Source organism: Roseateles sp. SL47 (genome assembly GCF_026625885.1).
In the GTDB taxonomy this organism is placed as follows: domain Bacteria; phylum Pseudomonadota; class Gammaproteobacteria; order Burkholderiales; family Burkholderiaceae_C; genus Roseateles.
Genome location: NZ_CP113068.1, coordinates 2274589 through 2289059 on the forward strand (window position 1 = coordinate 2274589; position 14471 = coordinate 2289059).

The 14471-nt window shown below is 61.5% G+C and carries 18 protein-coding genes; 7 read left to right on the forward strand and 11 right to left on the reverse strand.

The window, feature by feature from the left end; translation table 11 throughout:
- The first annotated feature begins 127 nt into the window (after positions 1-127).
- Together OU995_RS09790 and OU995_RS09795 are read left to right on the forward strand one after the other, a co-directional pair.
- Entirely contained in the window at positions 128-361 is a 234-nt protein-coding gene (locus OU995_RS09790; protein WP_267835328.1) for a hypothetical protein, read from the forward strand.
- A 355-nt stretch (positions 362-716) separates the two neighbouring features.
- On the forward strand, positions 717-1076 hold the full coding sequence (locus OU995_RS09795) for a hypothetical protein (RefSeq protein WP_267835329.1): 360 nt from the start codon (positions 717-719) through the stop codon (positions 1074-1076).
- A gap of 20 nt (positions 1077-1096) precedes the next feature.
- On the opposite strand, the gene OU995_RS27550 is transcribed toward OU995_RS09795, so the two are convergent.
- Positions 1097-1441 (reverse strand): PIN domain-containing protein, encoded by a 345-nt coding sequence (locus OU995_RS27550; RefSeq protein ID WP_420714845.1) that lies wholly within the window; start codon positions 1439-1441, stop codon positions 1097-1099.
- 46 nt (positions 1442-1487) lie between these two features.
- The gene (locus OU995_RS09810) at positions 1488-1877 is read right to left on the reverse strand and encodes a hypothetical protein (RefSeq protein WP_267835330.1); all 390 of its coding nucleotides are present in this window, start codon (positions 1875-1877) and stop codon (positions 1488-1490) included.
- A 68-nt stretch (positions 1878-1945) separates the two neighbouring features.
- Here OU995_RS09810 and OU995_RS09815 point away from each other — a divergent pair, with 68 nt between their 5' ends.
- From OU995_RS09815 to OU995_RS09830, 4 genes are all read left to right on the forward strand, one after another.
- Positions 1946-2098, forward strand: a complete 153-nt coding sequence (locus tag OU995_RS09815; RefSeq protein ID WP_324288758.1) for an integrase core domain-containing protein — start codon at positions 1946-1948, stop codon at positions 2096-2098.
- A gap of 1165 nt (positions 2099-3263) precedes the next feature.
- Positions 3264-3482: a hypothetical protein gene (locus tag OU995_RS09820; RefSeq protein ID WP_267835331.1), complete on the forward strand. Its 219-nt coding sequence runs from the start codon at positions 3264-3266 to the stop codon at positions 3480-3482.
- Positions 3483-3491: 9 nt separating this feature from the next.
- Positions 3492-3821: a hypothetical protein gene (locus tag OU995_RS09825; RefSeq protein WP_267835332.1), complete on the forward strand. Its 330-nt coding sequence runs from the start codon at positions 3492-3494 to the stop codon at positions 3819-3821.
- Between the two features lie 12 nt (positions 3822-3833).
- Entirely contained in the window at positions 3834-4070 is a 237-nt protein-coding gene (locus tag OU995_RS09830) for a hypothetical protein (protein WP_267835333.1), read from the forward strand.
- Between the two features lie 6 nt (positions 4071-4076).
- On the opposite strand, the gene OU995_RS09835 is transcribed toward OU995_RS09830, so the two are convergent.
- Positions 4077-4412 carry a hypothetical protein gene (locus tag OU995_RS09835; protein WP_267835334.1) on the reverse strand — a complete coding sequence of 112 codons (336 nt, stop codon included), beginning with the start codon at positions 4410-4412 and terminating at the stop codon, positions 4077-4079.
- A 142-nt stretch (positions 4413-4554) separates the two neighbouring features.
- Entirely contained in the window at positions 4555-4869 is a 315-nt protein-coding gene (locus OU995_RS09840; RefSeq protein WP_267835335.1) for a hypothetical protein, read from the reverse strand.
- 517 nt (positions 4870-5386) lie between these two features.
- On the opposite strand from OU995_RS09840, the gene OU995_RS09845 reads away from it, so the two are divergent.
- Positions 5387-6853, forward strand: coding sequence for a hypothetical protein (locus tag OU995_RS09845; protein WP_267835336.1), 1467 nt, complete (start codon positions 5387-5389; stop codon positions 6851-6853).
- 69 nt (positions 6854-6922) lie between these two features.
- Here the strand turns inward: OU995_RS09845 and OU995_RS09850 are convergent, their stop codons facing one another.
- The 7 genes from OU995_RS09850 to OU995_RS09880 are packed head-to-tail and all read right to left on the reverse strand — an operon-like array spanning position 6923 to position 14408.
- Positions 6923-7507: a D-sedoheptulose-7-phosphate isomerase gene (locus OU995_RS09850; RefSeq protein WP_267835337.1), complete on the reverse strand. Its 585-nt coding sequence runs from the start codon at positions 7505-7507 to the stop codon at positions 6923-6925.
- Between the two features lie 11 nt (positions 7508-7518).
- A complete protein-coding gene (locus tag OU995_RS09855) occupies positions 7519-8451 on the reverse strand; it encodes a GHMP kinase (RefSeq protein ID WP_267835339.1) in 933 nt (310 codons plus the stop codon).
- A 50-nt stretch (positions 8452-8501) separates the two neighbouring features.
- Positions 8502-10427, reverse strand: a complete 1926-nt coding sequence (locus OU995_RS09860; protein WP_267835341.1) for an HAD-IIIA family hydrolase — start codon at positions 10425-10427, stop codon at positions 8502-8504.
- Between the two features lie 31 nt (positions 10428-10458).
- Entirely contained in the window at positions 10459-11274 is an 816-nt protein-coding gene (locus tag OU995_RS09865; RefSeq protein WP_267835342.1) for a glycosyltransferase, read from the reverse strand.
- Positions 11275-11285: 11 nt separating this feature from the next.
- A complete protein-coding gene (locus OU995_RS09870) occupies positions 11286-12248 on the reverse strand; it encodes an NAD-dependent epimerase/dehydratase family protein (protein WP_267835343.1) in 963 nt (320 codons plus the stop codon).
- Between the two features lie 31 nt (positions 12249-12279).
- Positions 12280-13188: a glycosyltransferase gene (locus tag OU995_RS09875; protein WP_267835344.1), complete on the reverse strand. Its 909-nt coding sequence runs from the start codon at positions 13186-13188 to the stop codon at positions 12280-12282.
- A 26-nt stretch (positions 13189-13214) separates the two neighbouring features.
- A complete protein-coding gene (locus OU995_RS09880; protein ID WP_267835345.1) occupies positions 13215-14408 on the reverse strand; it encodes a hypothetical protein in 1194 nt (397 codons plus the stop codon).
- Positions 14409-14471 lie beyond the last annotated feature (63 nt).

Sequence of the window (14471 nt, forward strand, 5' to 3'; positions counted from 1 at the left end):
CGTTTTCGCTGATGGACAGATCTCAGAGATTGACATCGTTCAGTACGACGCAAAGGAAGGCTTCCTGCGCTCGAACGAGATCAAGACTGGCCCCAATGCTCGATGGGGGCAAATCCAGAAGGCCTAAATGTCTGACCTTCAGTCGGGCAACTACTATCTCAAGGGGGTTGACGGCATTGATCCGACCAGATTGGTCCGCGATCAGGTCAGGGTCTATGACTACAACCTAGGTGTCTACGAAGGATTCCGAATCTATCGAAGCCCGACAACGAGGAGCAACTTCAGAGAGAACGCCAACACCATCTTGAACAAGATTGGGCGCGGCATGAGGTGGATGATTCGCGGGTTCAACGATGGCTAACTTCAAATCTGCATGGTCGCAGCTGTGCGGCCTTGTTGATGACGCCTTTCTTCAGCAGGGATTCATGCGCGTCGATGAAGAGGTGCTGGCTCGGCCTGTTGGAGACGAGTGCGTCGCAGTGTTGCGCATTAGTCCCAGTTCTCGGAAGGTTGTCGGCGACCAGATAGCGGTGACCGCTGGCGTAGGCTTGAGTTACCCAGGAGCCGAGGGGCTGCGTCGATCCCTTTGGGAGGCCGCAGTGCCAGCGTCGCCGTCAGATTTTTACTGCCCGCTCTCTTGTAGTCTCTCGGCTCTTGATGGCCGAATTTATCGGAGGTCGTTCCCGCTGTCGTTCGCGAGAGCTGATGATCCGTCGATGGAATTGCTGAAGACCGTCGTTGCTGAAGTCTTCGCCAATGAGGTTCCGAGGCTATCGCGATTGAATCAGGCGGTGGAATTGCTGCTTACAGACTCGGGGTCGCCATGGTTCAACGTCATGGCCCGAGAGGACTTCTTGCCTGCGGCTCTGTTGGTCTTGGGGCGTGGGAATGACGCGGTGGCTGTGATCCGAGAAGTTCGGTCTACCTACGGTCCGTCCCACAGCAACCAGGCGCGGGCAACTGCCTATGAGGGATTTGCTGATCGAGTGCAGCAAATGATATCGGGCGGGAAGATCACGGGATCGACCGATTCGCGCTTCGATGTAGAGGCGCTTGTGCGTTCTGGATTGCATTGATGGTCGGCGGAGCCTCGGCATCAGGTCTGGCCTCGTGCCTCGATTCTCTCGACGACCTCACGCGCGGTGACGATGGCGATGCCCTGATGGGTGCCGATGGGCAGCGGATGCTTGCGATCCCCGGTGACGATCAGCTCGGCGCGTGCGGTGACGGCCGCAGCGATCACATGATCGTCGTCGGCATCGTTGCAAATGAAGAGCGTGGCGACGACAGCGACGAGATCGACGTGCCCGGCCACAAGCGTTCCAAGCGTGGGCGCAAGCCGCTGGACCCGGCGCTGCCGCGCGAGGTGATCCGCCACGAGTTGCCCGAGGATCAGCGCGTGTGTCCGCACGATTGCGGTGCGCGTCCAGGCAGTCCTCAACCGCGAAATGCATTCTTGTCACAATCGCGGGATGCTGTCCGTCCAATCATGGATCGATACCGACCCACATCAAGCTGCACCGTCCATTGAACGCGTTCAATTCGGGGGCATCGGTGATGCGGAGTCGAACCGCCTTGCCCATCAGATGCGCTGAAGTCAGCAGCGCGAACATGCGGCGATCCGGGTCTGTCGTCTTGAGCGTGGTGATGTAGACATTGCTACAGACCATGCCGGATGGGAGCGTGAAGCCTCCCCGGATCTTGATCTCCATATTGCCTGCTAGGTGGCCCCCACCAGCAACCTGAAGCACACCGACGCTATCGAGATAGACCGGACCAATATCAGTCTCCGTTGCCCACGCGGTGGTGGCGATCAGAGCCTGGACGCTGAGGGCTGCAACTGCAAGCCCTTTGTTGATGAATTTTCTGAATGTCATATCTGCTTTCTGCGGCTCTCAATATTTCCAACTTCACTCCAACGGAACGGATGTGCCGATGGTAATGAATCGAGCAGGTTCAGGCCATCGCCGACGACTGGCTGATTCAATACAACGAGTACCGACCGCATGATTCGCTGGGTGGCGTACCGCCCAAGCAGTTCATGCCCCGACTGATCACAACAACTGCTGCGGACTTTGGAAATCAACTGTCTGATTGATAGGGGAGCTTACGATTCCATTCCCATCGCGGACAGCGTTCCGGGCGATGGCGGACACGTTGTGTGGGTGCCCTGAGTGACGCTTTTATCGTAGCCGAAGTGTCCGCCATCAGCGTGGCCTTCCAGCGCTTCGAGCTGTAGTCGATGGCTTGATGGGCGCGAAGCCCGGCGGCACCAACTGCCGCTGGCCGAGCATCGCTGGTTCCGGTCAAAAACGGGCAGCGTATGTCGCGTTCGGGTCACTCAGAACACCCGGCAGGTTTCCGCCTTCAGCGTGCAACAGTGTCCGCCATGACGCTGGAACACTGCCCGCCACTGCGTCGAATACTCAAGAATCAATAGCCTAGCCGCTTAACTGTCGAACTCGGGTGCTCCGCGATGCGTTGCAACTCAGCCCGGCCACTTGCATGGTTGAGCGGGCATCTGGCAAACTGCAAACACGCTGCCGACATAGCTCGGCAGCCGTCGCGCCCTTAGATGGGTTGCGGCATTTCAAAACAAGCCTCTTGCCAGAGGCGGTTCGTTCCGGTCAGAGCGCCGGGCTTGACGGCCGACCTGCAGTTGGTGCGTCTGCAAGGACCATCCGGCCCAAGTCCGCTGCCAAAGCCGCTGACTGTGTACTGGGCTTCTCAAATCGAACCTGCATCGCCACCGCGCGCGCCGTGCTGACCAGCACGACCACCGTGCGTCCCGGCAGATCGCGTTCGTTCCAACGCGCGCACTGCGCGTCCTCAGCCGCTGCGCTGCCACGAGCCTCCGGGCCATGGTCCGCGAACCCCTTGGGTTCGTGCGCCCGCGTGCCCGGGTTCGTGCCTCTCAACAAGACCACGGCCAGCTTCGTCCTGAGCCGCTCGGTCCCGCTCCATCGCGAGTGGGCTTCGCCGCCGCATGCGCGCTTCGCGCTGCGGCACCCCGAAACCCCGAGAAGAACCATCATGACTTCAACCTCTTCGCAGTCCCGCCAGCCGGCCCAGAGCCCGGTGGCGCAGCCGTGCCCGCAAATCCTGGCCGGCGCCTTCATCAAACAGCCCTTGGAGAACGATACGTCCGACGCGATCGGTGATTGCCGACCCTACGGGACGCAAAGCCAGTGCTGGTTCGGCTTCGCGCGACCAAGGCCAGATTACCGAGCTCGCGACCCCTTAGCCGGAGAGCAAAAAACATAGTGAACGAGAAGTTCCTCAAAGCCTGCATCCCGGCCGATCTCTACGCCGACCTGTTGGCGCGTTCTGGCCCGGCCGACAAGCGCCTGCGCGCCTTCGTGCGCGACGTGCTGCAAGGGCACACGCAGGCCGTGAGCACCAGCGAAGCGCTCGTGCGCACCGAAGCTACGGTGAGTTCGGCGCAGGTCAACGCCCAGACCCCTCAACCCCTCAGCCGCTAAGGAGCTGACATGAGCAAGTATTACTACCCGTACCACCACGCCATCCGCCTGATCTGTAAGCGTCTGGTGCAGTTCATTTTGATGTCGGTGCTGCTTGGCCTAGCGGTCTGGGCTGGCCAGCTGCACCTCGTCTTGGCGGTTGATTGGAAGACCGTGGCCCGGGCCAACTGGGCGATGCTGGGCAGCATCCAGCAGCAGTGGCGCACGATCCTTGGCCAGTCGATGGCCATCGGCACGCTGCTCACGGCCCGTTTGTTCACCTGGGTGCAGGGCCGTGCGGGGCTGAGCTGCAGCGAGCGCCATCACCGGGGGCGCGTGATCCACGCCGACGCTGAGTGACGGAGGCCGACCATGTTCCTACTGCTCAGGAATCTGGTCGGCGCCTCTCCCGACGTCGGCACCACTCACCACCGGCTGCGTGTCGCTAGCCGGCTCGCAAGAACCCTTGCACATGCTGCTCGATGGATCGACAGCACCGGCAAGACCACGGCCCACGCCGAACTGCAGGCCGCACCTGTTACTGGCTCCAATATGCCGAACATCGGTGGCTCTATTGCGCTGGTCGGTGACAGATGCCGCGGTCAGTGACTCCTGTCAATCCGCTGTCTGGAAAAAGTCCACGGTCTCGGTGTCGCCCCAAAGATTGCAAGCTGAAGTGCCGTACACATTCACCGGCTTGCCCATCGCATAGGCCGTCAAGATGCCAGCCAACTGGGCCTTACCGCCAGGTGTGGTGACATCCAGCGCAAAGCGGCTACCTTCCGTTGCGCAGGCAGGCGCGCCGTTGCGAGCCCCCTCGACATAAAAGATGACCACTCCCTGGCTCATGAAGTTGATGTTCCGGATCTTCACTTGTCCTGCAGTTCCGGCGTAGCTGGAAGTGGACAGGACAACACCGAACAACAGGGAACTGAGAATCTGGAGCCGCATGTGTGCCTACCCACGCAAATATTCTGATGAAGTCCATGAATCGCCGCTGCATCGTATGAAACCGGCGAAGTCCTCTATGGATGCTTGCATGATCAGCCCCTGTTCCAGATGTCGGGCCATCAGGCGGCCTTCCACACGAAGATCACCGCGTATCGAGTTCAATAATCCTGCAAAAACCGGCGCTGTCTTTTGTGACATAGAGATTGACAGGCTTGTTCATAGCAACTGTCATCAGCAACGTTGCCGTGAAAGCCTTGAGCGCAGGATCGTCGCCACTCACGTAGGCGAACTCATTGGTACAACCTGCCGAAGCAGGAATGCCAAACACCCGGAAATGGTAGTTTTGTAGGCCAGATACATAGGTTCCCGTAGGAACGAAGCGTCCTACCCATCCATCAGCCCAGGCCGCCTGCGGCAACGCGGCAGCAAAACCCAAACAGACCAACAACTTCTTCATTGGTACTCCTCCCCTGTTTCGACCCTCAGATGTCGATAAATACTCTTGCCAGCCTCGGTGTGCGTACGCGCAGTTGTCTCCGCTGAAGCTCGCGCCCCAACCGCGTCGGTAAAGTCGAACTCCAGCTGACTTCTTGGGAGACCTGACCGGGCTCAATCGGCAGTGCGGGAGTGTAAGTGTTTATCGATTTGGCAGTGACCCAACCCATGTGATGGGGTGGCCAAATCTGCAGAAGGGCGGGTGATCAGCCACACGGCAGCGCAGAGGCAGTGATCGAAGTTCGAGACGCCGCTGACGACGATGTTGCAGGCGAGAAATGTGAGATTCGGCGCTCGCGTCACATGTGGTTCGACCGTTCTTGTCCGGCCTTATCTTCGTAAATGCATCCAAGGCATCCTGACAGTGTCGATAATGACAACTTGACGACGTTCCCGCGAATTGTCTTCCGTCCACTTCAAGCCCACACCTGCGCACTCCTGTTCGCCCGGACTACTGCATGTCCTTGGAACCGCCCTCCATGAATGAACGAATCAGCTCCATGGCGACATTTGCCTTCGACGCGATCGCAGCGCGTTCCCGGGGGATGTTCAACGTGTCGTCCTGGATGTATGTGATGGGCCTGAATGTCGCGCTGCAGGCGCCCTTCTGGATCCTCAAGAATTTCTACAGCTTCCAGCGGCCCATCTTCAATGAAGATCTGATGCTGGCCGTTCTGCTCTTTTCTATCGGGCTTCGACTCGGCTGGCTTGTGCTCGCCGCAGTGCTGGTGGTGGATGTGGTTCGCATCGCCTCATTGAACTACCACTTCCTGAATGTGGCGGACTTTGTCGGTTCGGTCCGGTTCGTGAGCATGATGAACCTGGCGCCGTTCCTGACGTGGGCGGCCTTGCTGCTGGCGGTGATGGGCGTGCTCTACCTGTTCGCCCTGGCTCAGATGCTCAAGCGATGGCGCGCACCGATGGCCGTGATTCAGGTGGTCTTGATCGCGGGAGTGTTGCTGGCCGACGGTATGAATGGATCGATGCAGATGGCTGGCATCGGCCGGGACAATCTACGCGAACCCTTTAACGTCGGCGGCAGCCCGGTCTGGAATCTCTACAAGATGCAGCAGGCGGGCGTGCCTTCTCAGGCGTCGGGATTGCAGGTGGTTCCCTCGCATGTCCGCGACAGCATCCTGCAATGGCATGCCTCGCAACCCTCCGGCAGCATTCTGCTGGTGCTGGTGGAGTCCATGGGAGAACCCGTGAGTCCGCAGCTGCGGGACTGGCTGGCCCGGCAGATCCAGTCTCCGCGCCTGCGGCAGCGATGGAGATTCACCGCCGGCACCGAGCGGTTTTATGGCTCCACGACGCACGGCGAACTGCGCGTACTGTGCGGGCTGGACGGGTCCTACGAGATGCTGGACGCCACCAACAGCCACCCCTGCCTCCCCCATCAATTGGGGGCTGATGAGTTTACGGCCATGGGCTATCACGGGTTCCAGCTCTCCATGTTTGACCGCAACCGCTGGTGGGGCGTGGCGGGCTTGCAAGCCCACCATTTTGATTACCAACGGAGCCCGGCCCAGGTGAAGGATTGCCATGCGGTGTTCCATGGCATCTGTGACCGGGAAGTGCTCCACACCGCGATTGCGTCGGTTCAAAAGCCCAGACGCCTTGCCTATGTGGTGACACTGGACACTCATCTCCCCTTGTCCAGCCGTTCCAAACTTCAGGCGCCGGAGCTGGCCGCCCTCTGCGTACAGGCCGATGTGAGCGAGGCGAGTTGCGCGCTAACCGATCAGCTGGGGGCCCTGCTGCGTGACATGGCCAATCAGCTTGAGGAGAGTGCAGCCACGCCGTATGTGGCCGTGGTGGGTGACCATGCGCCCCCTTTTATCCGAACCACGGACCGCCAGGCGTTCTTGACGCAGGAGATTCCCTATCTGCTGCTGGAGCCGCAGGACGAGAGCCAGCAGAGAAGCACCGCCGCCGAAGCGCCGTGAGGCGCCCAGCCGTGTGTTGGCGCGGTCGCCTTACCCCAAGGCAGGCCTTGCTGGCCCCTGAGCGGATGTTCAGTCGAGATTGATGATCTTGATGTCGTTGTTGCAGAGCGTCTTCATCACCATGTGCCCGAACATCAGGTGGATGTCCTCACACATCTGCATGTCGAAGGACGGCACCAGGATGTGATGCTTGGCCAGCGGTAGCAGCTTGCCACCGTCATAACCCACCACCGCCAGCGTATCCGCGCCGTTGGCGTTGGCATATTCCACAGCCTTCACCACATTGGGCGAGTTGCCGCTGCCGCTGATCGCAATGACGAGATCCCCTTCGTCCATCATCGACTTGAGCTGCCCGGCGAAGACTTCGTCGTACGAGATGTCGTTGGCAAAGGCGGTGATGGCCCCGATGTTGTCGCACAACGAAATACCGCGGAACTTCCGGCCTGTGGCCAGATTGATCATCTTGTTCCAGTCGGTGATGTAGTGCGATGCGGTGGATGCGCTGCCGCCATTGCCGCACGTGAAGATCTTCTTGCCGGCGTCGAACTTGCTACGAATGAGGTCGATGCCCGCCTGGAAGTGATCCAGGTTCATGGTGCTGGCGACTTTCGCATGAGCGGCGAAGTAATTGGCAACGGTGAAGGGTGTGGTCATGGGAATACGATTCAGGCGGCAGGTTGGTAGAACACGATCTGGGCACCCGTACGGTCAAAGTTGAACTTCACCGGCTGCAGATCGGACAAGGCGGCGGTAATGGCCGCGTGCGTGTGAGGCGGAGCAAAGAACATCATGAAGCCGCCGTTGCCCGCACCCAGCAGCTTGCCGCCGAGTGCGCCGTGGCGCAAGCCAGTTTCGTACCAGCCATCGATCTGGGGATCGCTGATGCCGGCAGAGAGTTGACTCTTCAGACGCCAATTCTCGTCGAGGATGGAACCGAAGTGGTCGAGCGTGCCCGATTCGAGCTCTGTTTTGAGATCGAAGGCCAGTTGGACCATGCGGCGCATTAGCGCTTTGCGGTCCGGCGATGCGAGCGCCTTGGACTGCTGTGCCAGCACCGCCGATGCGCTGCGTGTGCGACCGGTAAAAAACACCAGAGTGGAATCTTCCAGAGTCTTGAGCAGCGACGGGCTGCAGATGACCGGATCCACCGATACGGATTCGTCCGGATGGAAGCGGATCAGGTTCAGTCCGCCGAAGGCAGCCGCATATTGGTCCTGTTTGCCGATCGGCTCGCCGCAGCGATCGATTTCGATTTCGCAGGCCTGCCTTGCCAGCGTCGCCTTGGAGGCAAACTGGTTCTTGTAGGCATAGAGAGCGTTGAGCAGGCCTACGGTGTAACTGCTGGAGGACCCCAGGCCGGAACCCTTGGAGGGAATGTCGGCCATGGATGCAATTTCGATGCCGCCGGGAATCTCGAGCAGTTGAAGCGCTTCGCGTACCAGCGGGTGCGCCACCTGCGCGGGGGTGTCGACCTCTTCGGTCTGGTTGTAGCTCAGGCGAATGCGTCCGTCGAACTTCGGGTTGACGGCGATGTACATGTACTTGTCGATGGATGTCGACAGCACTGCACCCAGCTCTTCGCGATAGAAGGCCGGCATGTCGCTGCCGCCACCGACATAGCTCATCCGAAGGGGGGTCTTGCTCAGAATCATGACAGGCTGGTTGTGCTCGAAAGATGATGCGTCGCCCGTTCGGCGCTGGCGCGCACGGCGGGGATCTCGTCCCGTTCGCGGGAATCCAGGCGGGTTTGCAGACCCGCGTCGCCTTCGCCTCGCCATGCGTAGTCCGCAGTGAGGCGGGTGCGGCGCTCGGTATCAGGAACGTCCAGGAAGACCCTGAGGTCGGCGAAGGCGTTTAATTCATCGTCCATGAGCGCTGGCACGCCTTCGACGATGACCAGGTCATCCGGACCGATCGAAACCGGACGTCCCGGCAGGATTTCGCGGCTTTTGCGGGCGTAGGCGGGGACCTGCAACACATGGCGCTCGCTCGAGCGCAGGAGGGGGAACAGTGCCGCCTTGAAGGCCTGCATGTCGTACCGCTCAAGCACGCCGACCCCCTCCGGCCGAGCACTCGGAGCACGCAGCCAACCATCCAGCGGCAACACATGCACGGCGGAGCGACCATCGCGCAACTGTTCGGCCAGGATGCGAGCTGCTGAGGACTTGCCAGCGCGAGCCGGACCACCGATCAGCACGAGCCGGGCCATTGAGGCGTCCGCGCTGATTGGAAGCAGACGGCGGGCCATGGTGGCGTGGCCTTCCAGAATCCAGTGCACGGCGGCGCTCAGATCGGGCATGACGTAGTCCGGCTCTACGTCGTACTTGCCGTCGAGTCCGGCATGGCCGGTTCTGACCAACACCGTGCGCAGACCCGCTCGCTGACCGGCCATCAGGTCACCAGTGGTGTCGCCCACCATCCAGGACCGGCTCCGGCTGATGCCCAGTTCCCGCACCGCGCGGTCGATCAAGCCGGTGCGCGGTTTGCGGCACTCGCAGTCGATCTTGAGCTCGGGCACTTCACCGGGGAAGCCTTTGTCGGGGTGATGCGGGCAGACATAGAGGCGGTCCAGATAGGCCTTGCTGCCACCTAACTGATGATCGAGGGTGGCATGGATCCGCTCTAGCTCTGCCAGCGTCACGTCACCCCGGGCCACCACCGGTTGGTTGGTGACGCCTACGGCCAGTACGCCGGCACGATTGAGCTGGCGTACTGCTTCTCCGGCTCCGGGGATCAACTGGAGCTGTTCCGGGCGTGCCAGGTGATTGACCTCGACATTCAGCGTGCCGTCGCGGTCCAGAAACACGGCCATGCGCGGGTTCCGGCCCGACAGACGCTCAGGCAGACCGGCGGTGATGTCCCGTTCCACCTTGTCCAGCCGCTCGGGCGTGCCCATGTCCTTGATGTATTCGGGCGTGACGTGCGCCTGCAGCCGTAGGCCCTGGGCCAGCATCGCAGGGAAGGTGTGCTTGGCCAGGTCGGACTTGCGGTCCAGGGGAATCACACCGGGCAGCGCGTCCCGCTCCATCACATACAGGGCCGCATTCACCAGATTGCGATAGGCCGCCCCTTCTGGATGCGGGTAGGCATGCACTGCCAGGACCCGGCCCAGCTCGTCCACCTCAACCAGATCGGAGTCGTGCGGATGGTCGTTGGGATGCAGCAGCAGCGTAGCGGCAGCTCCGGTGTCTGCATGATGGCGCCACAGGGCCGACAGGTCGACGTCTGCGTAGGTGTCACCGTAGAGCACCAGGAAGCGGCTGTCCATCGTGCCCAGCGCATCCACCAGGGCGCCGGCAGTGCCGCGGGCTTCGCCTTCCACGCAGTACTCGAGTTCGACACCAAAGCCGCTGCCGTCGCCAAAATGCGCGCGGATGGTCTCGTGCTCGTAATGGACCAACAGCGCAATACGCGTAAAGCCATGACGACGGCAGAGCTCGATTTGATGCTGCAGTACCGGCCGCCCATGGATGGGCGCCATCGGCTTGGGCAGATTGCCGGTGCGCACTTTGAGTCGGGTGCCCATGCCACCGGCAAGGATGGCAACGGTGCAAGGTCCGGAGGGCTGGGTCATGGGAAATCCGTGAAACAGAGGCGCGGTGTACTCAACCCTTGCGCAACAGCAGGTGATGGAACACCCGCTCCTGGATGGAGGCAGGGATGATTCGCCAGGTGGCAATCGCCAGCAGGCCGAACAGGCGGCGCGGCAGTTGCCGGGTACTGAAGTTCTTGGTCCGCGCACGCAGGTTGAACTGCCAGTGCTGCGGATTGCGACGTGTCGATTGCTGACGGTAGCGGACCAGCACTTCGGGCAGGTTGGCAAACCGGGCGCCTTGATTGAGCAGGCGTAGCCAGAGATCCAGGTCCTCCGCGAAGCGGAAGCTGGGGTCGTAGGCACCGGCCCGGTCCAGCACCGCTTTGCGCATCATCACCGTGGGATGTGCAATGGGGGTGGTGGTCTGGAAGCGCCGTTCAATGGTCGCAGCGTCGACGGGGTATTCGCGCACCGCAATGACCCCACGGTCGGCGCTGAAAATCTCGAGACCGCCGCCCAGCACGTCCACTTCGGGGTGCTGGTCCAGGTAGGCCACCTGGCGTTCCAGTCGATGCGGCAGGCAGATGTCGTCAGAATCGAAACGAGCAATCAGCGGCGCCCGTGCCTGGGAGATGCCGAGGTTCAGGCTGGCGGCCAGGCCGATGCGGGTCTCAGGATGGATGTAGCGGAAGCGGGCATCCCGTTCGCACAGGGCCCGGCAGGTGGCCGCTGCTTCGGGTTTGGTGCTTTCGTCGATCACCAGGCATTCGAAGTCCTGCAGTGTCTGCCCGGCAATGCTGTCCAGGCTGGCCGTCATGATCTCCGCCGACTCATTGAAGGCCGGCATGACGATCGTGACGCGGGGGGAGACGGAAGTATCTGACATGAAACGGCCGCTCAATGCCCTTGCTGGCGTGCGATCTCATCCACGGCGCGTTGCACGGCACCTGCCGAACTGACGCTGGGTTGCCAGCCGTAGGCTTGCATCTTGTTGGTGAGGTAGGTGAACTTGGGAACATCGCCCACCCATCCCTTGTTGCCTTGGCCGAAACTGAGGCGGGCTTGGGGCGCCACGCGGGCGACGACCATCTCGGCAATGCGCCGCACGGTGATGCCTTCGTCAGTAGGGCCGATGTTCACCAGCTCCACCTTGTGTTCAGACTGGCGGGCCCGCACCATCAGCATGGCGTTGACCAGGTCCGAGACATGAAGGTAAGCCTTCTGCTGGGTGCCGTCTCCCAGCACGTCAAGGTTGTCCGGGGTACGAGCGAGCTTGTTGATGAAGTCCAGGATGACACCATGTGTGGCAGGAACGCCCACCACATTCGGGAAGCGGAACAGGTTGACGCGGTCCAGAAAGCTTTCGGCCGCCGCGCTGGCCTGTGCCTCTGAGGCCAGCTTCATCGCGCCGTAGTTGGAGATGGGCAGCAGTGGCCCCAGACCTTCATGCAAGGGCTGGTTACCCAGGTCTCCGTACACGGCAGAGCTGGACGCAAAATGGAAGTGCTTCACGCGGTGAGCCCGCATGGCACGCAGCAGCTCGAAGGTCGTGCGGAAAGTGTCTTTGAAATCAACGTCGCTGTCTTCCACGCCGGCAGGAATGTCAGAGTTGGCGGCTAGGTGCCAGACCTCTTTCAAAGGGCCGAGGGCGGCCGCTTGATCGAAAGCCTGTGCCGTAGCGGCGCGGTCAGCCAGATCGGCCTCGATGACGTGGAGGCGGTCATGGGTGGGAAGGGCTTCGCGCCGGCCGCGGCAGAAATTGTCTGCCACCACCACGATGGCACCTTCATCCAGCAGGCGCGGAACCAGATTGGCTCCGACAAATCCGGCGCCGCCGGCCACGAAAATGACTTGACTCATGAATGAAAGATCCCTGGAGAGAATTTTTGTATCAATGCGGATGCTGCGGTGTGACACTGCGGCTTGTAGCCGATTGTCCCCCCTGCAGGCGTGCCGCAGCGGCGCCGACGCTCCAGCGACGCAGGAGAAAGTCTCGGATCCCCTTGAGCATCCAGGTCACGCGCTCCAGCCCGCGGTCCAAGATGAAGGGGTAGACCAGAAACTTGGGCGGTAGCAGGGCGCCGAGACGGACTTTCGAGTACAGCGGCACATGGCGGAAGGTGAGCAGCCGCAACGTATCCCGGAACTGGAAGTAGTGGCGATAGGGGGCGGGAACGTGATAGTGCATGCCCAGCACACTGCGCTGCGCCAGCCCAAGTCGGTGGGCCATCGGTACATTGTCCAGCTTGAACAGGCGCCAGCCCTTCTGGCCCATTCGCCAACACCAGTCGAAGTCGACAAAATCCAGGAAGAGCTCTTCAGAGAACAGGTCTTCTGGCATCAGGTCACCGATAGGGAACAGCATGCCGGAGGTGGCCAGGCAGGTCACCGGTCGGGCCTTCACCTCGGGTGTGATCTCTGGCAGGCCGCTCGTTTCCAGGACGGAGTCGTCCAGCATGAGCGGGCCCACCGCGCAGCGCTGCCCGCCCAGGGATTGCAGCCCGTCTGCGAGTGCTTGAAGGAAATCTGGCCCTGGCGTGCTGTCCTGATCGAACAGGATCACCGCATCACACCCCATCTCCCGTGCTTGGCGGATGCCCTGATTGAGCGCCGCACCGAGTCCCTTGTTCCGTCCATCCTGCAGCAGGGTCAGCTCGGGACAGTGCCCGAAGTCGTGTCCGCCCGGCGTGTTGTCCACCACGATGACGGCCTGGCAGCGGGCCGCCAGGGGGGCAACCCGTTCGCGGAAGGCCGCATCAGGCCGGTAGGTGGTGTAAATGGCCGCAATTCGATCAATCATGGGACAGCAGGCGGGGAACAGGGCGACTAGCCGGCGGATGAGCCGGATGCGACTGGGGTTGCAGGAGGCAGCACCGGCGCCGCAGTAGCGACACGGGTCGCAGCGTCGGCAGGGCGCGTACGGCGCGGGAAGCAGTGCACCAACAGCATCGTGGCGATGATCTGATTGGTGTCCAGGATGTAGGGGTTGCTGATGCCTGACAGCATGTAAAGCCAGAAGATCTGCTGGCCTTCACGGCTGAGGGTGCGCCGGGCGAAATAGAGGAGCGTAACGCCGTACAGAGCGGCTCCGATGAGCCCCAATTGATAGCCCACGAACAGCGCCTGCAGTTCGATGTAAAGGCTGTCGGAGTAATCGTTGAGCCGGCCGTTGGGAAACCTGCTGCCCAGACCCGCTCCGGTCAGCACCGCTGCCGGCAACGCGTCCGTGGCCCGCACAACCGCCTCGATCTGGTCAAAGCGGACGCCCATCGAAGAGCCGGCGCCATCAAACTTGCGAGTGACGGAATTGATGCCGACATCAGAGTTTGCAACGGCCACCACCGCCAGCACGCTGAACACGGTCAGCCAGGTGCGGGTGTGGGTGTAGAAGTAAGACTTGAACCGCAGGAAGACGGCGACCCCGGCCATCAGGAAGTAGGTGAGATTGCCCGCAGCCAACAGACCGACAACAGCCGTGATGAGCCCCCAACTTCTGAAGCGCGACGGTGGCTGCCAAAGGCAGATCGCGAACAGCAGCGGGATCAGCGCGTTGCCGATGACTTGGACACGGTAATAGACGCCGTCCAGCGTGTAGACGTCGCCCCAGTCACTCGTGAGGGCATAGGCGCGTACGGCACCACCCATCAGCGGATCCTGCATGACGGATAGGGTGAGCGACAGACCTGCGATGCCGATGGCCTGCAGCGTGACAGGGAAAAGCGCCCAGGCGGGCGATACCGGCTGGGAGCGAACCCCAAACGCCACCAAGGTGGCGATGGTGATGACCAGGAAGCGCAGACCGACCGTGGCCTCGTTACCTAGGAAGACGGACACCACCAGCGAGACGCAGCAATAGGCGAGCATGGGGACTATCGCCAAGGTGAGCTTGCTCAGGCGCAGCGTCACAGCCAGGATGAGCAGTGCCCAGGGGGCCGTGACACTGCTCAGTCCGGGGACCTGGGCGTGTCGGGTCAGCAGCAGGGTGGCGAGAGCGAAGGCCAGCGACAGGGCGACCGCCACTTTCGGACGACTTCCAGACGAAGGTCGGTCCACTGCCCAGTTGGAGAGGGGTTGCATGCTATT